Annotated in this window: 20 protein-coding genes and 1 tRNA gene; 9 read left to right on the top strand and 12 right to left on the bottom strand. The window is 57.7% G+C overall.

All coding sequences use genetic code 11. The features are described from left to right. Positions 1–143 precede the first annotated feature (143 nt). From GRI35_RS02435 to GRI35_RS02465, 7 genes are all read left to right on the top strand, one after another. Positions 144–485, top strand: a complete 342-nt coding sequence (locus tag GRI35_RS02435; RefSeq protein WP_160612570.1) for a GntR family transcriptional regulator — start codon at positions 144–146, stop codon at positions 483–485. Positions 486–674: 189 nt separating this feature from the next. Then, a complete protein-coding gene (locus GRI35_RS02440) occupies positions 675–959 on the top strand; it encodes an integration host factor subunit beta (protein WP_160612572.1) in 285 nt (94 codons plus the stop codon). Between the two features lie 111 nt (positions 960–1,070). Next, positions 1,071–1,155 (top strand) — tRNA-Leu (locus GRI35_RS02445). A 130-nt stretch (positions 1,156–1,285) separates the two neighbouring features. Further along, positions 1,286–1,957, top strand: coding sequence for a PilZ domain-containing protein (locus GRI35_RS02450; protein WP_160612574.1), 672 nt, complete (start codon positions 1,286–1,288; stop codon positions 1,955–1,957). A 91-nt stretch (positions 1,958–2,048) separates the two neighbouring features. Further along, positions 2,049–3,668 (top strand): NAD(P)/FAD-dependent oxidoreductase, encoded by a 1,620-nt coding sequence (locus tag GRI35_RS02455; RefSeq protein ID WP_160612576.1) that lies wholly within the window; start codon positions 2,049–2,051, stop codon positions 3,666–3,668. 93 nt (positions 3,669–3,761) lie between these two features. Continuing rightward, positions 3,762–4,172: a GtrA family protein gene (locus tag GRI35_RS02460; RefSeq protein WP_290258960.1), complete on the top strand. Its 411-nt coding sequence runs from the start codon at positions 3,762–3,764 to the stop codon at positions 4,170–4,172. Positions 4,173–4,184: 12 nt separating this feature from the next. Further along, a complete protein-coding gene (locus GRI35_RS02465; RefSeq protein WP_235900107.1) occupies positions 4,185–5,966 on the top strand; it encodes a hypothetical protein in 1,782 nt (593 codons plus the stop codon). A gap of 3 nt (positions 5,967–5,969) precedes the next feature. On the opposite strand, the gene msrB is transcribed toward GRI35_RS02465, so the two are convergent. The 4 genes from msrB to GRI35_RS02485 form a co-directional block, all read right to left on the bottom strand. Further along, a complete protein-coding gene (msrB, locus tag GRI35_RS02470; protein WP_160612578.1) occupies positions 5,970–6,467 on the bottom strand; it encodes a peptide-methionine (R)-S-oxide reductase MsrB in 498 nt (165 codons plus the stop codon). A gap of 85 nt (positions 6,468–6,552) precedes the next feature. Further along, a complete protein-coding gene (locus tag GRI35_RS02475; RefSeq protein ID WP_160612579.1) occupies positions 6,553–7,863 on the bottom strand; it encodes a cytochrome P450 in 1,311 nt (436 codons plus the stop codon). Positions 7,864–8,009: 146 nt separating this feature from the next. Further along, the gene (locus tag GRI35_RS02480) at positions 8,010–9,233 is read right to left on the bottom strand and encodes an ABC transporter permease (RefSeq protein ID WP_160612581.1); all 1,224 of its coding nucleotides are present in this window, start codon (positions 9,231–9,233) and stop codon (positions 8,010–8,012) included. After that, positions 9,230–10,198 (bottom strand): ABC transporter ATP-binding protein, encoded by a 969-nt coding sequence (locus tag GRI35_RS02485; RefSeq protein WP_160614706.1) that lies wholly within the window; start codon positions 10,196–10,198, stop codon positions 9,230–9,232. Before GRI35_RS02485 ends, GRI35_RS02480 begins: the two co-directional genes overlap by 4 nt. A gap of 113 nt (positions 10,199–10,311) precedes the next feature. On the opposite strand from GRI35_RS02485, the gene queG reads away from it, so the two are divergent. After that, positions 10,312–11,379, top strand: coding sequence for a tRNA epoxyqueuosine(34) reductase QueG (gene queG / locus GRI35_RS02490; protein ID WP_290258959.1), 1,068 nt, complete (start codon positions 10,312–10,314; stop codon positions 11,377–11,379). On the opposite strand, the gene GRI35_RS02495 is transcribed toward queG, so the two are convergent. The 8 genes from GRI35_RS02495 to GRI35_RS02530 all read right to left on the bottom strand — a co-directional run bounded on the left by GRI35_RS02495 (position 11,376) and on the right by GRI35_RS02530 (position 22,376). After that, a complete protein-coding gene (locus GRI35_RS02495) occupies positions 11,376–12,524 on the bottom strand; it encodes a CaiB/BaiF CoA transferase family protein (protein ID WP_160612583.1) in 1,149 nt (382 codons plus the stop codon). The genes queG and GRI35_RS02495 overlap by 4 nt on opposite strands. A gap of 3 nt (positions 12,525–12,527) precedes the next feature. After that, on the bottom strand, positions 12,528–13,754 hold the full coding sequence (locus tag GRI35_RS02500) for an NAD(P)/FAD-dependent oxidoreductase (protein WP_160612585.1): 1,227 nt from the start codon (positions 13,752–13,754) through the stop codon (positions 12,528–12,530). Between the two features lie 38 nt (positions 13,755–13,792). Then, positions 13,793–18,577 (bottom strand): NAD-glutamate dehydrogenase, encoded by a 4,785-nt coding sequence (locus tag GRI35_RS02505; RefSeq protein ID WP_160612587.1) that lies wholly within the window; start codon positions 18,575–18,577, stop codon positions 13,793–13,795. A gap of 168 nt (positions 18,578–18,745) precedes the next feature. Then, complete coding sequence (locus GRI35_RS02510) at positions 18,746–19,729, bottom strand: LLM class flavin-dependent oxidoreductase (protein ID WP_160612589.1); 984 nt, start codon at positions 19,727–19,729, stop codon at positions 18,746–18,748. Further along, on the bottom strand, positions 19,726–20,583 hold the full coding sequence (locus GRI35_RS02515; RefSeq protein ID WP_160612591.1) for a tetratricopeptide repeat protein: 858 nt from the start codon (positions 20,581–20,583) through the stop codon (positions 19,726–19,728). Before GRI35_RS02515 ends, GRI35_RS02510 begins: the two co-directional genes overlap by 4 nt. Positions 20,584–20,601: 18 nt before the next feature. Next, complete coding sequence (locus GRI35_RS02520; protein WP_160612593.1) at positions 20,602–21,342, bottom strand: alpha/beta fold hydrolase; 741 nt, start codon at positions 21,340–21,342, stop codon at positions 20,602–20,604. Positions 21,343–21,501: 159 nt separating this feature from the next. After that, complete coding sequence (locus GRI35_RS02525) at positions 21,502–21,693, bottom strand: helix-turn-helix transcriptional regulator (protein WP_160612595.1); 192 nt, start codon at positions 21,691–21,693, stop codon at positions 21,502–21,504. Next, positions 21,690–22,376, bottom strand: a complete 687-nt coding sequence (locus GRI35_RS02530) for a hypothetical protein (protein WP_235900108.1) — start codon at positions 22,374–22,376, stop codon at positions 21,690–21,692. Before GRI35_RS02530 ends, GRI35_RS02525 begins: the two co-directional genes overlap by 4 nt. Before the next feature lie 196 nt (positions 22,377–22,572). On the opposite strand from GRI35_RS02530, the gene GRI35_RS02535 reads away from it, so the two are divergent. Continuing rightward, positions 22,573–24,279, top strand: coding sequence for an alkaline phosphatase D family protein (locus GRI35_RS02535; protein ID WP_235900109.1), 1,707 nt, complete (start codon positions 22,573–22,575; stop codon positions 24,277–24,279). Positions 24,280–24,318: the final 39 nt, after the last annotated feature.

The following is a 24,318-nucleotide window of genomic DNA, read 5'->3' on the forward strand; positions in this document are numbered from 1 at the left end:
CGTCCAAATCGGGCATGTGAAGCGTTAGTTTCTCGCGAAACTGGAATTTCCTGCGCCTTCTCCGAGTTTTCGGGAACTTGACGCGGCGCAGTGTATTATGGCACTGATGCACCTGCTTTGAGGAAACCCCCTAGGAATTCGGCATGACCCAACAATCCCGCCCCGTCTATTTGAAGCTGCGCGATCAAATCGCAGCGGCGATTATCGAGGGTGATTATGCAGAGGGTGCAATGCTGCCATCGGTCCGCGCCTTCGCGGCCGAGCAGGGCGCAAATCCGCTGACAGTCGCAAAGGCGTATCAGCAGTTCCAGACCGACGGGTTAGTCGAGGTGCAGCGCGGGGTTGGTATGTATGTGGTCAGCGGCGCAGCAGAGAGGCTGCGTACGACCGAACGCGATCAGTTTGTTTCCGAAGAATGGCCTGAAATCCGCGCGAGGATGGAGCGATTGGGCATCAAGCCAGCGGAATTGTTGGAAACTGCCTAGAGGTGTCATACCCCGCCCACGGGAAGCAGTTCGTCGAGAATTTTGATCTGCTAAGCAATCCGCGGATTGCGTGATTGCGATATTTCTGCCACATGAACGGCAGGGTCGCGCCGACCCCCGTACGGGGACTAACAGAGCTTGCTGCACGCTTCGTCCATCGAGACGGACAGGGGAAGCAAGGGAGATACGATGATACGGTCAGAACTTTTGCAGGCCTTGGCTAAGGACAATCCCGATCTTCGCGCGGAGGAGGTCGAGCAGGTCGTCGACATTTTCTTTGACGAAATTACCAAACGCCTGGCTGAGGGCGGCCGTGTGGAACTACGCGGCTTCGGCGCGTTCTCGACCCGTGAACGCGAAGCGCGCACCGGACGTAATCCGCGCACGGGTGAAACCGTCCAAGTTCCTGCGAAACGTGTGCCCTATTTCAAGCCGGGCAAAGAAATGCGTGAACGCTTAAATCCGGCGTCCTAAATCCCAGCCAAGACATCCTTTCCCTAACGCAGGGAACCCTTCGACAATCAGACATTTGCCTTTTCCGCAATTGCGGTTAGGGCGCTTGTCGTCCTATGCGGATCGGATGATGCGGGTGTGGCGGAATGGTAGACGCCGGGGACTTAAAATCCCCTGATCATTGATCGTGCTGGTTCGAGTCCAGTCACCCGTACCACCGACCGACACGCAAAGCCGCTCCCTACGTAGCTCTCCCTATTCCGCAGCTAGGCGGATGGCAGCCAATCCGCCTTAACCCTTTGCACACCGCCTCTTGCTATCAGGCGGGGGTTGAACTGGGAGAAGTGATGAAAAGCAGCCCGGAAATGCCGCAAGGTCCGGAAATGTCGATAGACGTGGAGCCGCGCGCGGCGCCGCGCTTCACTTTGCTTATCCGTACCGCAAAGCTGATCATTGATGACCAGCAATTCCTGTGCGTGGTGCGCGATATCTCTGCCACTGGCTTCAGTATCCGCAGCTTCCATCCGATAAACAAGTGCGACCGGATCGCGATCGAACTGCAATCGGGCGATTGCTATCCGGCCAGCATGGTCTGGCAGCGTGACGGTGAAGCAGGGTTCGAGTTTCATACCCCAATCGAGGTTGACGCGATTGTGATGGGGCTGAGCGACTATCCCAAACGTGATTTGCGCTTTGATCTCAAACTTCCTGTGACCCTTCAGGCCCATGGGATGCGGCTGAAGGCTAATCTCGCCAATCTCTCGCGCCAAGGCGGAAATGTTCACTGCAGCAGTAAGCTTTCGATCGACCAGTTGATCCGTATCGAAGCGCCTGGAATGCCGGAGATTGAAGCACGCGTAAGGTGGAGAAAAGACGGTGTTTATGGCCTCGTATTCGACACCACATTCTCACTCGCCAATCTCGCATTGTTGATCCGCGATCTGAATCTACGGAGCAAATTGGGCAGTAAAATAGCCCGAGCATGTCCGCCGCCGACAGCTGGAGCAATCGGCCAATAGGCGCGTTGCGGGCCAAGTTTCAGCGGGCGCGTTAACCATCTCCTAACCATTTTCCTTCACCTCCGGATCATACATTCACTCGGGGGTATTTATGACTGACACTGCAGCCAAGGATCTTAACGTCGATGTCGCCATCATCGGGGCAGGTCCAGCAGGTCTGACCGCAGGATATTTGCTGACCAAGCAGGGCAAGACGGTCGCAATTATCGAAAAAGACGAAACCTATGTTGGCGGCATCAGCCGAACGGTCGAGCATGAAGGCTACCGCTTCGACATTGGCGGGCACCGCTTCTTTTCAAAGAGCCAGCAGGTTGTCGATCTGTGGAATGAAATCCTTCCTGACGACTTCATCCAGCGCCCGCGGATGAGCCGCATCTATTATGAAGGCAAATTCTACAGCTATCCGCTGCGTGCATTCGAAGCGCTACACAATCTGGGTATCCTTCGCTCGACGGCCTGTATGGTCAGCTATCTGCGTTACAAGCTGTTCCCGATCGCCGAAGTGAAGAGCTTTGAAGACTGGACTACCAACCAGTTCGGCAAGAAACTTTATTCGATCTTTTTCAAGACCTACACCGAGAAGGTTTGGGGCATGCCATGCGACGAAATGAGCGCCGATTGGGCCGCCCAGCGGATCAAAGGCCTGTCGCTATGGAGTGCGGTTGTCGATGGCTTGAAGCGCTCGATGGGATTGAACAAGAAACCCAATGATGGCCAGGCGGCCAAGACATTGCTTGAGACCTTTCGTTACCCGCGCCTCGGTCCCGGTATGATGTGGGACGCTGCGCGCGACAAGATTATCGCGGCTGGCGGTACGATCGTGATGGGGCACGGGCTTGAGCAGCTCGCCAGTGATGGCAATGGCGGGTGGCGCATGAGCGCGACCAGCAAGGATGGCGGCAAGATTGTGATCAAAGCCAAAGACGCAATCAGTTCCGCGCCGATGCGCGAACTGGCGGCTCGGTTGCACCCTCTACCTGACACGACGCTCAATGCATCGAACCTCAAATATCGCGACTTCCTGACGGTAGCTCTGAAAATCAAATCGGAGGACCTTTTCCCCGACAACTGGATCTATATCCATGATGACAAGGTGCAGGTTGGCCGCGTGCAGAACTTCCGCAGCTGGTCGCCCGAGATGGTCCCTGACGAGGACGTGGCCTGTGTTGGGCTCGAATATTTCTGCTTTGAAGGCGACGGTTTGTGGGCATCGGATGATGATGATCTGATCGAACTCGCCAAACAAGAGATGGAAATACTCGGTCTGTGTGATCCGAAAGACGTGGTTGGTGGCGCGGTCGTGCGTCAGGAAAAAGCCTACCCGGTCTATGACGAAGATTATGCGGCAAATGTCGAAGCGATGCGCGCCGAATTGGAAGAGAAATTCCCGACGCTGCACCTGGTCGGCCGCAACGGCATGCACCGCTACAACAATCAGGATCACGCGATGATGACCGCTATGCTGACGACTGAGAACATCGTCGCGGGCAAGCGCCTGTATGACACATGGTGCGTCAACGAAGATGCTGAATATCACGAGGCGGGTGACGAGGGAGCCGAGAAGGCGATCCCAGCGCGCGAAACATCGGACGATACTGACAGCAAGGGAATAACCGAGGATCAGGCCGCCGCGCTGAATTCGCTGCGCGGTGTGCCCGAACGGATCAAGCCCGACAATGCGGCCGGGGACCAGGGTCGAAAAGTCGCTTGAGGGCTTTGGGGGGACGCTATCCTGCGCCGCTTCTGGGGAAAGCCGGTGCAGGATAGCATGCCTCCCATGTGATGAAACGGGAGTGACAAGCCAGTGACTGCTCTATTGCTGAAAATGCGCGATATCCGTTTGCTACGCTATTTGCTGGCAAGCGTTGGCGCGTTGGCAGTGGATGTCGGCTGCTTCTTGCTGCTGCTGTCCGCTTCAATAGCCGCCGCGCCCGCAGCTGCCATCGGGTACAGTTTGGGCATATTGGCCCATTGGGTCCTCTCAAGCCGCACGGTCTTCACAGATACCGTTGCGGAAAAAGGTCACCAGCGGACCAAACAAAAGGTACTTTTTGTGATTTCTGCGCTGGCCGGTCTGGCGCTCACCACGACAATTGTTGGTGCCGCCGATCTCTATGCAATCGACCCGCGCCCGGCCAAGCTGGTTGCTATTGCCGCAAGCTTCACTCTGACGTGGCTTCTTAGAAGCCGCGTAGTGTTCCGCGCAGCATCGTGAAACCGGTCTGCCATGCAAACTGATCGCAGGCAGCGCGGGAATGAACGTCCCGATCGCCGGATAGCGCTGACCTGGCTGGTGCTATCGACAATTTTCGTGATGGTCGGGTTCAAATCGCTAAGCCAGAATCAATTCCCTGACCCCGATGATGTGCTGCGATTGGTACAGGTTCGCGACTTGCTCGCTGGCCAGAGTTGGTTCGACTTGCATCAATACCGAATTGATCCGCCGAATGGTACGTTGATGCACTGGTCGCGAATAGTCGATATTCCGATTGCGCTGGTTATTGTGGCGCTTACTCCATTGCTTGGTGTGTCAGCCGCGGAAACCGCCGCGCTGGTAATTGTACCCTTGCTGACACTTGGTGCGATTTTGTTTGTTGTGGGCCGCTTGGCGTGGCGCAAATTCGACGTTCAAGTCGCCGGGCTGGCGTGTCTGTGCATTGGATTGCTCGCGCCGGTCGTGTTCCAGTTGCAACCGATGCGGCTGGACCATCACGGATGGCAAATTTTCACTGTTGCGCTGGCTTTGTGGAGCATTTCCATCCGCGCACCGTGGAAGGGGGGCGCTGCGGCGGGCCTTGCCATGGCACTGGGTCTGTCGATCTCGATCGAGATATTGCCCATGGTTGCGGCGTTTGGTGGGGTGCTTGCACTCCGCTGGTTTCGTGACCGGAGCGAACGCTGGTGGCTGACCGCCTATATGCAGGCGCTGGCTCTGGGGCTTGCGGTGCTGTTTTTGGTGGCGCGCGGGGTGAGCGACTTGGCGCAGCATTGTGATGCCGTTTCGCCAGCGCATCTGGGATTTTTTGTGATCACGGCGCTTGGGACCGGTGCGATTGCCGCAGCTCCCCGGGTTCCATTGCTCTCTTTGGCAGGATTGTTCGCGCTGGCAGGTGCGGCGGGGTTGACCTTCTTCGGACTGTCATCGCCCAACTGTCTGGCAACGCCTTTTACGACACTTGATCCGGTCGTGCGCGATTTCTGGTACGTCAACATTCTCGAAGGCCGTCCATTGTGGGAGCAGGACCTGCTGCCTGCAATCCCGGGCTTCGCTCAGTTGGTCATCGCGCTGGCTGCATCCGTCACCTTGGCCTTGCGCAATCGTGACTGGCTCCGCATCTGGTGGACCGAATATACACTCCTGCTGCTTGCGGGCACTGTGCTGGCACTGCTCGTCTGGCGTTCGACAGCCCTCGCCGGGGTCATTGCCGCGATACCGCTGGCCTGGCTCGCAACGCGTTTGCTGCGCCGGCTGCGTTTGGCGGAAGGCGCGGGCGCCAAGGCTTTGTCCGCTGCGGCGATAGTTCTGATCCTGCTGCCAGCTACGCCTGTCACTTTATACAAGCTGCTTGCTCCATCAGTGATGCCTGCTGCAGAGGGCAACGCGCAGGCAGACAAAGTGGGTGAATCGCGCTGCGTGCTACGCGATCAGACCGCCAAGCTGGGCGCGTTGCCGCGGGGCGTGATTTTTGCGCCGCTGGATATCGGCCCATCAATCTTGCTCAACTCCAATCACGCGGTCGTCGCGACGGGTCACCACCGGGCGGAGGCGGGAATGCGCGATGTCATTTTGGCGTTCAGCGGTGACCCTGCGAACGCTCAGGCGATTGCCGCGAAGCACGGCGCTGATTATCTTGTGATGTGTACCGATATTGTCGAGCCGTCAGTCTATGCTGAAGCCAATCCGGACGGATTGGCCGCGCAGCTTATCGCGGGCAATCCGCCCGATTGGTTGTCGCCTGTAACTTTCGGCGGCCCTGAAGAATTTCAGGTCTGGCAGGTCGAGAAATAGCGCTTAAGCGGCGATGAAATCCATCGCGACGCCGTTCATGCAATAGCGTTTTCCGGTTGGTTTTGGCCCATCGCTGAACACATGCCCCAAATGGCCCCCGCAATCAGCGCATAGCACTTCGGTGCGTGGATAACCGATTTTGTAGTCGGTCTGCGTGACGATGGCGCCGGGTAATGGCTTCCAGAAACTGGGCCAGCCGGTCTTGCTGTCATATTTGGTGGAGGACGAATACAGCCGGTTTTTGCAGCCCGCACATACAAATGTGCCTTTGCGCTTCTCCTTGTCGAGCGGCGAAGAGAATGGGCGTTCTGTGCCCGCTTCGCGCAGCACGTAATATTCGGCTTTGGTCAGCTTGCCGCGCCACTGCGCATTGGTCAGCTTGACCGGGAAGTTCCTCGCTTCAGCCGGGGCACTGCCGCAAGCGGTCAACACTGGCACTGCCGCGCCCGCAGACAGCCATGCAATAAACGATCGGCGGCTCGGCGTTTTCAGGTCGGACATCAGAACCCTCCTTTGGCGTGAAGTCTCATTCATATATACGATGAGACAGCCGGAAAGGTTTCACGCGGGGGAAGTTTGCGGGCCCTTAGAATTCGGTGACTTCGACTTCCAGTTTGCGGAACCCGTGCACGAAATTCGCGCGCACCCGTTCGACATCGCCTGCTACATGCACCCGCATCCGGCGTTTGTGCATTTCTTCCAGCAGAATGCGGAGCTGCAATTCGGCAAGGCGAGCGCCAACACAGCGGTGAATACCATAGCCGAATGCCAATTGCCGCCGCGCATTCTCGCGGGTGATGTCGAGCTTGTCGGCCTCTTCGAATAGAGCTTCATCGCGATTGGCGGAGAGATACCACAGGATCAGCTTGTCGCCCTTCTTGATCTGCTCTCCGAACAGTTCCGTATCTTCTGACGCTGTGCGGCGCATATGCGCGAGCGGCGTTTGATAACGGATGCATTCCTGCACCGCGTTGGGGATCAGATCGGGCTGCTCTTCGAACAATTTCCGCTGGTCGGGGAACTTGTCGAATGCGTGGATGATACCCGACATCGTGTTGCGAGTGGTGTCGTTACCGCCGACAATTAGGAGAACCAGATTGCCCATAAATTCGCGCGGATCCATCTGGTTCATCGCGGGCGAATTGATCATCATGGAAATCAGATCGGGACCCGGCTCCTCCTGCGCGCGCTGCATCCATAATTGCTGGAAATAAGCGCCCATTTCGTGGAGGACTTTTTCGCGCTCGGCAGTCAAATCCTTGACCGTTGCGATCTCTGTATCGCCTGCCCAGTCGGACCAATACGTTAGCAAGCGGCGGTCTTCCCAAGGGAAGCCGAACAGGATTGCGAGCATACCGGTGGTGAGTTCGATCGAGACTGTATCGACCCAATCGAAGACTTCGCCCCTCGGCAGCGAGTCGAGCAATTCGCCGGTGCGCTGGCGAATTTCTTCATCCATCCGCTTCATTTCTTTGGGTGTAAAAGCGGGGGCGACCGTGCGGCGCTGGCCGGTATGTTTGGGCCGGTCCATCGCGATAAACATCGGAAGCTCCAACCCTTCCTCTTCCTCGCGCTCGAGAATAGTGATGCCGCCATGCTCCCAACTGGAAGAGAACAGCTCGGGGAGCGCCTCGACATGCTGGATCGCCTTGTTGGAAACCACATTCCAATACGGGCCATAGGGGCTTTCAGGGACGTAATGCAGTGGCCCTTTTGCGCGCATTTCGGCAAAGATCGGCTGCCAGCGATCTTCGAAATAGATATCACTGCGGCTGACATCATAGGGATGCGTATGCTGCGGCGTGTCTTCAGGATGCTGCTTCAGATGTTCGACCAGCACTTCATAGGCGGTCGGTGACGTGCGGTATTCGGGCTTTTCCGGCGCAATGGTGGCCATGTACATTCTCTCCTTCGCCGCACCCTGTTGTCAGGCGTCAACGTTACAGCCGCATCCTGCGCTTACTTACCCCATTGTCAATAGTGCGTTTCGATTTGCGACTGATTCTTGCTTCCTGACGACAGGATGCTGCGCCCATCGGCGAGTCATGTCGCGCGTCGCCGCCAGAAGCCCTTTCGGCTTTTCTTCGCGCCTCGCGGACCTGACTGCATGACTTTGCGCTTGAACAAGGTTGAGCCGGCACGGACGAACAGCGCTACAGCAAATCCTTGCCATGCGAGTGCAACAAGGTGCGGCCACAGTGCTGCATCCTGTGCCGCCCGGGCAAGCATCGCATAGGGCGAACTAACCGGAAAAATTACAGCGAAAAGTTCGATCGGTTCACCGGGAAATTTCATCGCATAGGTCGCGAGGAAGAATACGCCGAGCTGCAACATTGTCGCAGGCATGGACAGCGTTTGCACATCGCGGACGGTGGGAGCCATCGATCCGATGGCGAGAAAGACCGATCCGATCAGGAGATAGGCCATGGCGAAATAGATCAGGAACAGCGCGACAAAGACCGGCCAGCCGACCGCTGGCGCGGGGATATCGGGCAGTCCGTCTGATCCTATCCACATCACCGCTCCGCCCAAGCTGCCCCACACCCCGATGCCGACAAAGCTCACGGCCAGCATGGCAAATAATTTGCCGAGGAACACCGCATCCATGGGGATTGCCGCAGCGAGAATTTCGATAATCTTGTTGGCCTTCTCTTCGACAAGATTGGACAGAACCATACCCGCGAGCAGCATTGTCAGGAGAAACAGCAGAGTGATTGCAGCAGTCGCCGTTGCCGAATTTGCACTGCGTTTCACCGCCATACTTGTCGATGTCGGCGCCAGCGCAACTTCGGGATAGTTTTCAGGCTCCCCCAATGCCCGCGCTGCGACCAGCGCAACTTCGCCTTCCCAGCTGTTTATACGGCCTTCGGTACCGGTCAGTTCGGGTAGGGCCAGACTACCGGTTAAAACGGCTCCGAAATTCTTGCTGCCATCTGTCAACAACGCATCGGGAAGCAAGTCCTCGCCTTCTGGAACCACTTCAATATCCGGTAAGCGTACGAGTTTTGCCAAAGCGCCATGCGCCTCGACAAATGCATCGCTCTCATTTGCTGCCAGAGAGATTGCGAGTTTGGGGCTGGCCTGGCTATCGGACGCTGATGCGCCGAGCAATCCTGCTCCGACGCTGATGCCGATAAAAAACAGCGGCCCCAGCAAGAACAGCAGGAACGCCTTGCTGAACAGAACGGCCCGGACGTCCCGGCGCGCGATTACCATCGCTGCGCGCCAGATCGACAGGCGCGATTTTTTCGGGGCAATATTGCTCATAGGGAGTTCTCGTTCGCATTGTCTTGTTCGATCGCACGCGCGGCCGCCTCACCGGCGATATGGACGAAAGCGTCGTGCAATCCTGCCCGTTCGATGGACAGCGACTGTATTCCCGCATTGCCTTCAATCAGCGAACGGAGCAGGTCTTCAATGCCGCTGTCAGGGAGCGGGAAGGAGAAGAAATCTCCTTCCCGCCTGGTATCGGCTGGCAATGCCTCACGCCATTTCCCGTCGCGTTCGCGCGTTTCGAGCCGGACTTGTGCAGGGATACGGTCTCGTGCCGCTTCGACCGATCCGGCATAGGGGACTTTGCCGCCCGCGATGATCGCTACGCCTTCACAAAGCCGTTCTGCATGGTGAATGACGTGAGTCGAGAAGATTACTGTTGTGCCGTCATCGGCAAGTTCGCGGATCATCCGTTCGAGCTTGCCTTGGTTGATTGCATCGAGTCCGGAAAAAGGCTCATCGAGTATCACCAGCTTAGGGTGATGGACCAGCGTTCCGAGCAATTGAACCGTCTGCGCCATCCCTTTCGACAGCTGCCTGATCTGCTTGTTAGCAGCATGGTCGAGGTCGTGTTTCCTGAGCAATTCCAGTCCGCGCGCACGGCCCTGGTCGAGCGGCAATCCTCTCAGCGCGCCCATAAAGGCGATTGCCTCAATTGCTTTCATCGCCGGATATAGGCCGCGCTCTTCGGGCAGATATCCGACCAGCTTTGCAATCTCGTGCGGACGATCATTGCCGAATATTTTCCGCACACCGGCATCAGGATCGATAATGCCCAGCAGCATCCGTAAAGTTGTGGTCTTGCCAGCGCCATTCGGGCCAAGGATGCCGTAGATCGCGCCCTCGGGCACCAAAATATCGACACCATCAACTGCCAGTGTCCCGTCGAAGTTTTTAACCAAGCCGCGTGCCTCGATGGCTAGCGGGCGCGTATCGTTTGGCGGGCTGGTTTGATCCATAAAGGCGTCTGTCTCTTCATATCCACGCCCGTTGTGTTCGGGGTGCGTATCGCTTAGCGGCATGTGCATGCGCGCCGGTTACGCGCTGCCTATGAACGGGAGTAACCCCAATCGTGGTTAACGCGCCAGTAATTGTTGGGCTTAAGGATCGTCTGATAGAAGAGGCGCGGCGCTTGGGCTTCGCCAGCGTGGGTTTCACCTCGGCTGAAGATGATCCCATTCGCGCAGAGCGGCTGCGCGAATGGCTGGATGCGGGCCATCACGGTTCGATGGAGTGGATGGCGGACCGTGCTGATGTGCGAAAGGGCCCGCAAAGCATGTGGCCCGAGGCGCAGAGCGTGATTGCGCTGGGTATGAGCTATGCGCCCGATGGCGATCCGCTGGCACTGGAGGAGTATCCCGAGAAAGCACGGATATCGGTTTATGCTCGCGGCCGTGATTATCACGATACGGTCAAAAAGGCGCTGAAGACCTTGGCAAGGTGGCTGGTGGCGGAGGCGAATACGCTTGGCGTCGAAGAGCCGCAGCTCAAGGTGTTCGTCGATACCGCGCCGGTAATGGAAAAGCCGCTGGGTGAGGCATCCGGGATCGGCTGGCAGGGCAAGCATAGCAATCTGGTCAGCGGCGAGCATGGTAGCTGGCTGTTCCTTGGTGCGATCTACACGACAGTTCCGTTTGCGCCGGATGAACCGCATGACGATCAATGCGGGTCATGCACTGCGTGCCATGATGCCTGTCCGACAGATGCTTTTCCGCAGCCCTATGTGGTCGATGCGCGGCGCTGCATTTCTTACCTGACGATCGAGCATAAAGGCCCAATCCCTGAGGAGTTCCGCAAACCGATCGGGAACCGCATCTACGGCTGCGATGATTGTCTGGCCGTGTGCCCCTGGAATAAATTTGCAGATACAGCGGCGCGGCACAAAGCGTTCGTTGCGCGTGAGGAGTTAATTGCGCCCAACCTGGCGGATTTTCTCGTGCTGGATGATGCGGCGTTTCGAACGCTGTTTTCTGGCTCGCCGATTAAACGCATTGGGCGTGACCGGTTTGTAAGGAACTGTCTGATCGCTGCGGGCAATAGCAATGATCAGGCGCTAGTGCCGTTGGTTGAAGGGCTCGCAATAGACCCCGATCCAGTAGTTGCTGAGGCGGCTGGATGGGCGCTAGCTCAACTAAGCTAGTCTTCGCTATGCTCGCCCAAATTGGGAGCATGACCCAGACGATCTGCCTTCCATCCGGAGAACCGTGACGGCTCGCGCGTTTGCCGGATTTTCCCTTCGGTCGGATGCTGTGACGCCGTGAAGAAGCCGGTCGCGTCCAGATGTGGGTCATCGAGCATGTCATCTAGATCGCGCACTGCCATTGCCGGGATTTCGGCTTCGCGGAAGACGTCCAGCCATTCAGCGGTGGTGCGAGATGGAGCAAGTTCAGCGATTTTAGCATAGAGTTCTGGCAGGGCGGCGGTGAGCCCTTGGGGCGTAGAAAACCGTTCTTGTGCGGCGAATTCCGCGTCACCCATGAGGCCTATCACAAGCTGGAAATGGCCGGGCCGGTAAGGCACGATAGAGATATAGCCATCCTTGGTCGGGAAGGGTTGGCGGTCCGGATCGATCTGCCGTGCGTAACCAGCCCCTGCATTGGGTGGATCGAATGTCAGGCCGGCCAAATGCTCTTTCATTATAAAGCTGGTGAATGCCTCGAACATCGGCACTTCGACCACTTGCCCTTCATCGGTTCGCATCCGGTGGATCACCGCTGCCATTGCCGCATAGGCTGCATGCAACCCCGCGACTTTATCCGCGATCAGCGAGGGAAGGTAGCGCGGCGCCGGATTGCCATCGACACGCGGCAGCAGGCTGGTGGCACCGCTCGCAGCCTGAATCACATCATCATAGGCTTGCAGTCCGTCATAGGGGCCGTCCGATCCGAAGCCGACGCAATGGACATAGATCAGCGCCGGATTAAGTGCACGCATCGCTTCCGCGCCAAAGCCCAGACGATCAATCGCTTCGCTGCGGACATTGTGAATGAAAATATCCGCTTCGGCGATCATGGTTTGCAACCGTTCGGCATCCGCTGCATCTTTCAGGTCGAGCAGAACCGATTTCTTGCCACGATTAAGCGCGATAAATCCCGGGCCCATGCCCTTCGTCTGCGCAGGCTTGCCGGCATAGCGGAAGAAGTCCCCGCCCGGTGCCTCGATTTTGGTTACCTCTGCGCCGAAATCGGCGAGAATTTGTGTGCAATAAGGGCCGAAGACGATGCTGGTCATATCGACCACTTTCAGCCCCGTCAGCATGGGCATTCCGTCATTTGGTGCGAACATAGGTTAGAGCAGGCTTTTTAGAGGAATTTCCACATCGGCCAGCACATCCGGATCGGCTGTCAGCCGCGCATCCACCAGTTTACGTCCTTGCGCATAGTCCTTAACATTGTTGACGCAGTCCAACGCTATCAACCGCCCCTCTTTCAGATACAGAACAGAGAACTTGCGATCTACCGGATCCCCGCGCAGTATTGTTTGATCATAGCCGAGTGACAATCCAGCTGTTTGCAGGCGCAGATCATATTGGTTCGACCAGAACCACGGGAACGCGTGATAAGGCTGCTTGTCGCCCATGATCGATTTTGCGGTGGTGGTCGCCATATCATTGGCGTTCTGGACTGACTCCACGCGGATAACTGCGCCGTCTGCATAAGCATTGGCATGCGCCGCACAGTCACCGATCGCGTGAATGTCATCGAGCGTTGTGCGGCAAAACTCGTCGACATCGACACCATTTGATCCCGCTGCACCTGCCGCGATTAACGGGCCAACCGAAGGTACAATACCGATACCCACAACGACCATATCGGCAGGAATTTCCTCGCCGGTTGCGAGCTTCACAGCAGTTACTTTCCCGCCTTCGCCGACGATAGAATCGATCATCGCCTCCAGCCGGATATCGACGCCCTGCGCACGGTGCTCGTTCTGGTAGAATTCGGAAAGCTCTTCACCCGCAACCCGCGCCAATACGCGCGGTAATGCTTCCAGCAGCACAACATCGCGGCCCATCTTGCGCAGGACGGCGGCCGCCTCCAGCCCGATATATCCGCCGCCGACCACAACCGTGCGCTCAACGCCGCCTTCCAGCTCAGCCATCATCCGCTCTACATCGGTGTGATTGCGAACGGTGTGGATGCCGTCCAAGTCGCAGCCGCCACACGATAGGCGGCGCGCGTCTCCGCCGGTTGCCCAGATCATTTTGCGATAGGACATTGTGCTGTCGTCGCTCATCAGCACGGTTTTGCCGACTGGATCGACTTCAATCACCGCCTTGCCAAGCCGTACATCGACATTCTTGTCGTCCCAGAATTGCGGCGGGCGGATATAAATCCGGTCGAACGGCTTATCGCCCGCCAGATATTCCTTCGACAAAGGCGGCCGCTCATAGGGATGAGTCCGTTCGCGTCCGATCATGGTGATCGAACCTTCGTGACCGTTCTGGCGAAGGGCAATCGCAGCTTGCGCCCCGCCATGCCCGGTGCCGACAATCAATACATCTGCATGATCCATGGCAGAGTGAATTGGCGCAAATTACGCCATGGTCAACCCTATCTACCCAACAGATTCCTGGCTTGGCTTGCAATCTGAGCGAGCATTGCCGGAGCGACGATGCTCTGGACCTGTGCGCGGCGGATCATATTGCGGAATTGCCGTATGGCAGCCTCATGCTCGCCAGCCCAATTGGCCACTGCACCCAGCGGGTCTTTTTTCGCCCCTTTGCGGCGCGAGAGGCGGCGCAGGAAGTCGAGCCGCATTTGCTGGAAATCGCGCGCAAGCCCGGCCACCAACAGCCGTTCCCACACATCCGACGGATTGCTCATTGCTGCGGTGCCCTGTGCCCAATCGAGCCCAAGACGCTCGCCCAGATCGGTGAACGCGGCGGTAAGCGGGCGTGTCTTGATTTCAGCGGTGCGTGCCAGAGAAGCCAGCCCGACCGAGCCATCGAGATCATAGAGATGCGCGACTTCGGCCGCGATCGAGTCGGGCGCACCCGCAGCCATGAACTGCTCGCGTAGCTTGTCGGTCTGATGCCGGGTCTCTGCCGATAGCAGTCCTTCGGTTCCGCTCGATAATTCCACAACCCCTTTGTTCAGGGTTGCAATCATTTCCGACGGCATTTTGACGCTTGCACCAGCGCGTATCAAATCGGCCATCTGGCTGCGCATAACGCCTGCAATGTGGCGGAACAGCAAAATCCGCGCGGTTTCCGGCATTTTTGTGTTTTCGAGTTTTGTCCACAGCGCTTCGACATTGAACAGTTCGATGGCCGAGATGAACGATGCGCATACATCGCCCAGTCCAACGCCCTCTTCCTCCGCCAATTCGAACGGATGGATAATCCCCAACCGGTTGACGACCTTATTGGCGAGTGCAGTCGCGATGATTTCGCGGCGCAAACGGTGTCCTTCGATCTCTGCGCGATATTTCTTGCGCATCGGGGTCGGGAAATATTCAATCAATGAATGAAGCAAGCTTGCATCATCGGGCAGAGTTGTTTTCTCGATCGCGTCTTGAAGCACCAGCTTGGTGGAGGACAGCAATACCGCCAGTTCGGGGCGGGTCAGGCCAACGCCGTCGCTTGCACGCCGTGTTAGCGCCTCGCCATCGGCAATGCCTTCGGTGCGGCGATCCAGCGCGCCGCGATCTTCCAATGCTTCGATCAGGCGCAGCTGTGATGCCATAGCGCCCGCACCGCCCGCTTCGGCAATCGACAGGGCCAGCGCCTGCAACCGATTGTCTTCGAGCACAAGGTCGGAGACTTCATCGGTCATCGAGGCCAGCAGTGTATTGCGCTTCTTCTCGGACAATTTGCCCGAGCGCCGCGCCGCTGCCAACGCGATCTTGATGTTGACCTCATTATCCGAGCAATCAACGCCGGCGGAATTGTCGATAAAGTCGGCATTAAGCCTGCCGCCATTCAGGGAAAATTCGATCCTTGCGGCTTGCGTCACGCCCAGATTTGCGCCTTCGCCGATCACTTTGGCGCGCACTTCGTTGGCATCCACACGAAGCGCATCATTCGCCGGGTCGCCGACCTGGACATTGTTCTCGGAAGAGCCTTTGATGTAGGTGCCGATACCGCCGAACCAGATCAGATCAACCGGCGCTTTCATGATCGCGGATATCAAGACTTCTGGCTCAATCTCGCGCATTTCCAAACCGAGCGCTTTGGCAGCCGCCGCAGACAGTTTGATGATTTTGGAAGCGCGCGGATAGACACCGCCGCCTTTGGAAATCAGTTTGCTATTGTAATCTTCCCAGCTTGAACGGGGCAGATCGAACAGCCGTTTTCGCTCTTTCCAGCTTGCTGCCGCGTCCGGATCGGGGTCGATGAAAATGTGCCGGTGATCGAAGGCGGCAATGATCTTGATGCTCTTCGACAGAAGCATGCCATTGCCGAACACGTCGCCCGACATATCGCCGCAACCGACCACACGCACCGGATCACTCTGGACATCGACGCCCATCTCAAGGAAGTGCCGCTGGACCGAGACCCAGGCGCCTTTGGCGGTGATGCCCATCGCCTTGTGGTCGTAGCCGTTCGAACCGCCGCTCGCGAATGCATCGTCGAGCCAGAAATCGCGCGATTCCGCGATGCCATTGGCGATGTCGGAAAAGGTTGCAGTGCCTTTGTCTGCGGCAACCACGAAATACGGATCTTCGCCGTCGAGCGGGATGACCGCTTCGGGATGCACCACTTTGTCATCGACGATATTGTCAGTGATGGTTAGCAACGTGCGGATAAACACTTTATAGCTGGCCCGGCCTTCGGCGGCCCAACCGTCACGGTCGATCGTGGGCGAAGGAAGCTGTTTGGGATAGAACCCGCCTTTGGCCCCGGTCGGCACGATCACTGCGTTCTTGACGCGCTGTGCCTTCATCAGGCCGAGTACTTCGGTGCGGAAATCGTCGCGCCGGTCCGACCAGCGCAATCCGCCGCGCGCGACTGGACCTGCCCGCAAGTGAATGCCTTCAACGCGGGTCGAGTAGACAAAGATTTCGCGCCACGGCACGGGCTTTGGCAGATTAGGCACGAGATCGGACTGGATTTTGAACGCGAGCGCTTCCTCTGCTGCCGGTGCGAAGCAATTGGTCCGCAAAATCGCCTTGATCAGTGCATGATAGAGGCGAAGTAGCCGGTCATCATTGATCGCTGCGACTTTGGATAGCCCTTGCTTGATCGCCGCTTCGGCGCTGGCAATGGCATCATCGCGCTTTCCGGAAAATTCCGGATCATGTGCAGCAGTGAAGCGTTCGATCAGCGCGCGTGTAACCGCTGGTGCGCCGCGTAGAGCATCGACTACGGTATAGATGGTGAAGCCCATTCCCGCCTGCCGCAGATACCGGTAAAATGCGCGGAGCCAATTGGCCTCACGCTCGGCCAGACCTGTGCCGACAACCAAACGGTTGAATGGATCATCCTCGGCATTTTCATTCAGAACAGATGCTATGGCCGCTTCGATTGCATCGGCGCGTTCGAGGATTGGTTCGACGGCAACTCCGGTGGGAAGAGCCAGAGTGAAATCGTGTATTGTTCCCAATTTGCCGTCATCCAGCGTGGTGGGAATTTCCGAAAGAACTTCAAAACCAAAATTCTCCAGCGCAGGCACCGCGTCGGATAGCGGCAAGACGCCTTCGTGCTCGTAGATTTTAAGGCGCAGGCAGTCGCTTGGATCGCCGTCGAGATGATAGAGACGGGCATCGCGCTGCGGTGTTTCACTTGCCGATGTCGCACTGTCTACCGTCAGTAAATGCCGCATCCGGCGGATATCGCGTGCGGCTTCGGCTGCGCCATATGTTGTACGATAGGACGCCGGGAAAATATCGGCATAGCGCGCCGCAATCGCTGCGGCACGGCCAGAATCTTCCAGTTGGGAGAGTTCATGCTCAACCGCTTCGGACCAGCCGCGCAGCATGTTCTGCATGCGGTTTTCGATCGCGGCTTCGTCAAAAGATGCATCGCCGTCGCGGATATCAAGCACGAAGCGCAGCATCGCGAGATTGCCGCCTTCAACTTGAAGACTCCAGTCGAGCAATTGGGCATTGGAACTGTTTTTCAGCAATGTCTGGATTTGCTCGCGAACCTGCGTGGACAGCATATCGCGAGGGAGCCAGACGAATGCGAATAGGTGGCGGGATAGCGGTGCCTCGACAATCGCAAGACGCGGACGCGGGCGGTCGACAAGGCCCATCATGGCTGTCGCGACCCGCGCAATATCGGTATCGGAAAAGCCGATAATCAGATCATGAGGCAAAGCGGTTAGCGCGTGAACCAGAGCCTTACCGGCATGGCCGCTCGCATCGAAGCCGAACTTGTCCATCAGACGGCGCATATGCGAGCGCAGGCTGGGAACTTCATCGGGCTTGGCAGCAAGGGCGGCGCTGGTCCAAACGCCCGCATGGACAGATAAAGCGACGACTTTGTCCTTCTCGACCATCGGCACGAGAAACAGATCGAGCGGCACCCGCCGGTGCACATTGGCAAGCTGGTTTGCCTTTATTATCAGTGGCACACGCTTGGTACGGTTTGCCGGATCATCGAACCATTTAAAGGCGCGGTCGTATGACTGGTCGGACAAAAGTTCCTTGGCGCTTTTGCGACAAATGCCGACCCGGTCTGCCTCGCTGCCATCGCGTTTGCGCGTGACATGACCGAGCTGGGTCAACATCCCCTTGTCGAGCCATTTGAGCAGAGCTGCGCCTTCTTGGTCGGCACCAAGCCCCAGAACATGGGCAGAATCGGCAATCATAAATTCGCGCAGCTTGGGCCAATCGCTCACGGCAGCGCGTACATCACCCAGAGTGACGCGCAGGACTTTCTCCAGATCGCGGCGCTTCTTGGCATCGATCCGCGTCGTCTCGATGTAGATCATCGATTCATGCGCTTCGTCTTTGGAAGATGTTTTGGCGATTGTCTGGAGTTCGCCAGCATCGTTGCGCGTTACCGCGACAACCGGATGAACAAGGCGGTCAATCGCAAGACCTTGCGCAGCAATTGTCGCTGCGATCGAGTCGACCAGAAACGGCATATCATCATTGACGATAGCGATCCGCATGAAGCGGTGCCCGTCGCTGGCCGAGGCCAGAGAGATGGAGGAAATCTTCGTCTCGCGCCGCGCAGCAGTATCGAGCAGAAATGCTGCCGCCTCGCGCAGTTTGTCCGCTTTAAATGGCGTGTCCCCCGGTAACAGCGACTCGCGCATCCGCTTGGTCAGAGCGTCAATCAGCTTTGTGTTTTCAGCCTTCCGGCGAACAGGTTTGGGGGCAGAATTGCGAGATTTGTCTTTGGGACTTTGGCCTTTGGGGGTCGGCCCGGTGGTTTTCGAACCCATCCGTCAAGCTCCGTTGGGCGCGCAGCCCGGTTGGTATTGCTTCGCGCCGCATGTTTGCGGGCAGTGATGCGCGGCGGATAGGCCGATCGAGCGAGACCTGCAAGCGGCTCTTGCATAGGTTTGCAGAAAAGCTGTGACCCGCCAAGCCGTAGGGTCGGCTGCACGCCTTCAACAGCCAAGCGCGTCCATGGTCAGTTCGAGCGAACGGATGCGGTCTTCCGGGTCAAATGTGGACCCCGCAATGATGATCTCGTCCGCCCGGGTTCGCTCGACAAATGCCTCGACACTGGTTTTCACGGCCGCCGGTGAGCCGATCGCACTGGCCTGTCCGATATGCGCCAGCATTGCTTGTGCTTGTGCGGGTAGTGAAGCGCGATAGCCTTCGATTGGCGGCGGGAGCTTGCCCGGACTACCGGTTCTCAAGCGCACGAAGGCCTGCAACTGAGACGTTGCGATCAACTCTGCCTGTTCGTCAGTATCGGCGGCAATAACCGTCATCGCGGCCATTGCGTGAGGCTTGCCGAAAGCCTCCGATGGTTGAAAATCGCGCCGGTAGATTTCCAGCGCCGCATCGAGATGATCGGGCGCGAAATGCGAAGCGAACGCATAAGGCATACCCAGCTTCGCCGCGAGCTGCGCGCCGAACAGGCTTGATCCCAGCATCCACATTTCAACATCGGCACCGCGCCCCGGCGTAGCGGTCACAGGCAAGTCCATATCGCCCGTGAACAGCGCCCGCAATTCAGTCACATCCTGCGGGAAATATTCGGCGGCTTGGTTCAGGTTTTTGCGCAAGGCACGTTGCAATTCAGGGCCTGCTCCCGGAGCTCTGCCCAGCCCTAGGTCGACCCGTCCGGGGAACAATGCGGCGAGTGTGCCGAACTGCTCGGCGATCACAAACGGATTGTGATTGGGCAGCATGATCCCGCCCGATCCGATCCGGATTGTCGATGTCGCATTGCCGATATAGGCGAGCACGACCGATGCAGCGGCACCTGCGATACCTTCCATGGCGTGATGCTCGGCCACCCAATAACGGGCATAGCCGCAGCGTTCGGCGGCCTGTGCAAGGCTTGCCGCTGTCGCATATGCTTCGGACAGTGTTCCGCCTTCGCGCACCGGCACAAGATCGAGGATGGAGAGCGGAATCATGGTTTTTCGGCTGGCTCTTCAAGTTGCCTTAGATAGGTCTTTGCAGTTACCGCTTGCGAGCTTTCGGGAGCGAGGGCAACTATCGATTGCCAACTCAGGCGCGCCGCCTCGTCATTGCCTGAGAGCACCGCGATCACGCCCGCCTCCAGACCAATCTCCGGATTGGACGGGTCCAGCGCTGCAGCCTGCTCGATCTGGCTTTGCGCTGCGATCAGATCCTCTGTCCTGCGCGACAATGTTGCTGAGAGCAGCCATGCACGGGCGCTCCGCGGTGCGAGTGTCCGTGCTTCTGACAGCGCTTCTGCTGCTGCGACAGGATTGTTTTGGCTGACCAAGGCGCGTGCGCGGTCGATCTCAATCTCTGCGCTCAATTGGGTAAATTCTGCTTCAGCCGCATTCGCTTTTGCCTGGTCTAGCACTGATATTGCGCTGTCAAAATTCCCCGCAGTCAGCAATGCATTTGCCGCCATTGCGCCGAGCCGCGCGCGGTATTTGGCATCGACGGCGTCATTGTCATCCCTGGCGGCGATAAAGCTGCGCGCCGCGTCAGCCCATTGGCCTAGATTGGCCTCGGCATAGCCGCGGCATTGCAAGGCCTGCGCGCGGGTCAGTCCAATGGCGCTGTCGAACCACGATTGTGATTCGATCCGCGCGGCGGTGCTGTCTTGTTCGGCGCGGGCCAGGCAGGATTGCAGACGGCCGGTAGCAGGCGCGATACCATTATTGTCTCCAGTACTCTGCTCCGCTCTCTGTCTGCGGCGAAGCTCATCGAGTTCGGGCGGCACAGCGGTAGCAGGCGCAGCGCCCGGATTGGGGCCGACTTGCAGCAAGAGAGCAAGAGTAGCGGATAGCACCAGAATATCTCCGTAGAATCAGACGAGCAGGTTCTGCACCTGACTCAGCAACAGCGTTATGTCACTGCCGCGCGACAGGCGGTGATCGCCATCTTTGATCAGGGTTACCTGTACATCGTCCGAACGAAGCTGTTTCGCGAGCTCTAGACTAATGCGGTGAGGCACGTCCGTGTCACGCTCTCCGTGGAGCAAGCGAACCGGACAATCGATTGCGATTTCGTTACCTAGTAATCGGTTTGTCTGTCCGTCTTTCCAGAATTCGGCATGCATTGGGGTCGGTTCAGGACCATAGGGGTTCTCGTCGAACACCGTTTCGCCCGCCTCCAGTTTAGTCCTATCAGCTTCGGAGCGGCCCCATTCGGTAAAATCGGGTGCCGGGGCGATCCCGGCCATCCCGACGAGACGCGGACCCAAAGCGAGCGCAATCATCAACATCAGCCAACCGCCCATTGAGGAGCCGATCAAAACGACTTGATCAATACCGCGTGCCTCGATCAAGGCGAGCACTTCATCGCGCCATTTGGACAATGTGCCATCGGCAAAGTCGCCGCCGCTTTGGCCGCAGCCCGAATAATCGAGCAGCAGGCAGCCGGCCGACTGTTGCTCTGCCCATTCGAGCAGCGCTGTTGCTTTGCCGCCATCCATATCGGACATGTAGCCGGGCAAGAAAACGAGCGTGGGTTTGTCGTTGATTTGCCCATGGTGACGGAAGGCAATCTGCTCACCATCAGGCATTTGGAAGAATTGAACGCAGGTCATTTGGCGCTCATTCCCGATCACACAGCATGACGCAAGCAGCGATCAATACAATATCGGAAGCTCCATAGGCTCGTCGCATTGTCCAGTGGGGCCGTCATGGCAGCCGCCCAAAAAGGCTACACATAAGAGGATAGCATATCGCATCTGTGATCCCTCCGATCAGCCCCGCTCGAATATTTCTTCGATAGTCATAGCGAAGGTTTCGGCGATGGTGAAGGCCAACGGCAGCGACGGATCATATTTGCCGGTTTCGATCGCGTTCACGCTCTGGCGCGATACTCCGAGCCGGTCGGCCAGTTCCTGCTGACTCCAGTTGCGTTCCGCGCGCAGCACTTTGAGGCGGTTCTTCACACGGCACCCCATGTTCCATATTGTATGCGGTTGGCAATCGCGCCGAGGCCCAGCCCCAGGAACCAAACCACTGCCCACCAATAGGCGTCCACATGGATCACGATTTCGGCGTTTTCGAGAAAGCCCCAAACCGATGCTGCGCTTAGCGCGAAGCCGGTTGCCCAAAGAGATTGGCGGATGGTGAGCATGCGAATGAATTCGTCAGTTTGCTCGACTATCAAACGTCCAATCGCCCAGAAAACACCCGCGATAGCAAGGCCTGGAAGAATAGCGAGAAATGTTCGCAGTTCGAGCGACGGATCATAGTCCTTCGACACAAATGTCATCAGCGCCAGCGTGGCGAGATAGAACGAAGTGAACGTCGCAACGCGCTTGGTATAGCGCCGGTTCACTTCGTTCTTGCCGCCACAGGATGCTTCAGCCCTGCGATTGGCTGCTTTGATGGCCGGAATGATCAGCCACAAAGGCGCGATCATCACGATGAGCGCGGTTGGGCCGTTGATAGCCCCGGTTGCGGCGAGCGCGATTACTGTACCAATCGCCGCGAACATCAGTCCCACATAAAGCATGGGGCCTCTGCGCTGCGGTGTTTGTGCGGTGCCGTTCATTGTGCCGCTCCACATTTTCTGCGGCGTCCCATCCAAGCGGTCGGGAAGAGCGCGAGTAGAGCAAGTGGTGCCCATTGGGCGAATCCTTCGGGAACGATGTCCAACACTGCAAGGATAGCAATTGCAAGCATCGCGGAAGCGAGAAGAAGGGATTTGTATATCTGAGTCATGTCAATGGCCCTTTGCGTTGTGTAAAGGGTCATTTACATACGATTCGTGCAAAGTCAAGCAGCATTGACATAAAGTTTGGCTTGCTTGTCTTGTGGTGCTTATGGGTCTTGGCGCTGTCATATGGCGGGCCTATGCGTTCGGAATGAAAACCGAACTGCCCGTCGCCGCCCGCATTCCTCAACTTGATCGCAGGACGTTGTTCCGCAATGGATTGCTCGGCGCGGGCCTCACCGCAATGCCGGGCGTGACGGGCGCAAAGACGCTGTCCGGCTTCGGCTATGGTGTCGCAAGCGGCGAACCAAGCGCTGATACTGTGTTGCTTTGGACCCGGTTTCAGGCGGCGCAGGACAGTGTCCTCGAATGGGAAGCGTCGCTCAATGCGAATTTTGCGAATGTCGTTGCAGGCGGGACGATTACGGCGCGCGCCGAAAATGACTGGTGCGTGAAACCGGTGGCGAGGGGCTTGCAGCCTGATAGCTGGTATTACTTCCGCTTCGTCGCGCCAGACGGCCAGACATCCCAGATCGGCCGCACACGAACTCTGCCGCAGGGGCCGACATCGCGTTTCCGGCTGGCGGTCGTCGGCTGCTCCAATATCGGGTTCGGCTGGTTCAACGCCTATGCGCATATTGCGGAAGCGGATGATACCGACCTCGTGCTGCACACTGGCGACTACATTTATGAATATGGCCGCGGCGTCTATCCGACCAAAGAGCAGAAACTGCCGGGTCGGATGCGCGGTATAGATAGCGAGATTATTGCGCTGGCCGATTATCGCGCGCGTTATGCGCAATATCGCAGCGATCCCGATTTGCAGCGACTGCATCAATTGTTCCCAATGCTGCATGTGCCCGACGACCATGAAAGCGCGAATGATTCGTACCGCGATGGTGCACAGAACCATCAGCCCGACACAGAAGGGCCATGGGATGCGCGTAAACGCGCTTCCGTTCGTGCCAATCGTGAATGGATGCCTGTCTCCGACGAACCGTGGGCGGCTTACGAGATTGGCGATTTGGCGACGCTTTTCCGGCTGGAAACCCGACTGGAAGGCCGCACCAAACCCTTCGACTTGCGCGAAATCATCGGGCGCGGCGGCAAAGACCCGGGCAAGATTCTCGCCGCGCTCCAGGCGTTTGAGAATGATGAATGGCGCGAGGCATCGCGCACACTGATGGGCGACGTTCAGGAGAGCTGGCTGGCCGATGGGCTGAAGGCCTCCCGCGAAGACGGGAAAGTCTGGCAAATATTGCTCCAGCAAACCGTGATGACGAGTTTGAAGTCCTCGCCCGACATTGCAAACGGCATGACCGACGCGCTGCCGGAATTTATCCGCAACCGGATTTTGGGCGGCGTACTGACCAGCATGGCGGGTCTGCCGTTCAATATGGATGCATGGGATGGTTATCCGGCTGCGCGCGAACGGCTGCTCAAATCGGCGCAGGAGGCTGACGCCAATCTGATTGTGCTTGCGGGTGACAGCCATAATGGCTGGGCATCAGAGCTTGCCAATATGGGCGCGCCTGCCGCAATCGAGTTTGCTGGCCATTCGGTGTCATCGCCCGGTATGGAAGCCTTCCTCACCTGGATAAAGCCGGAGGATATGGCTGCACAATCTGTGCAGACCAACGAGCAGCTCAAATGGGCGAACACCAAGCACCGCGGCTATATGTCTGTAGAGCTAACACCCACCAAGGCTACATCGGAATATCGTTTCCTCGAAACTGTCCGAGCGAAGTCGACGGGCCTCGCTGGGACGCAGCGGATTTCGAGCGATGCCGGTAGCCACGCACTCGACATTGGTTGAATATTAAGAGTTACGCGGCTATTTGGTCGGCATGTCACA

Origin of the sequence: Pontixanthobacter aestiaquae (assembly GCF_009827455.1) — a bacterium.
Taxonomy (GTDB): Bacteria; Pseudomonadota; Alphaproteobacteria; order Sphingomonadales; family Sphingomonadaceae; genus Pontixanthobacter; species Pontixanthobacter aestiaquae.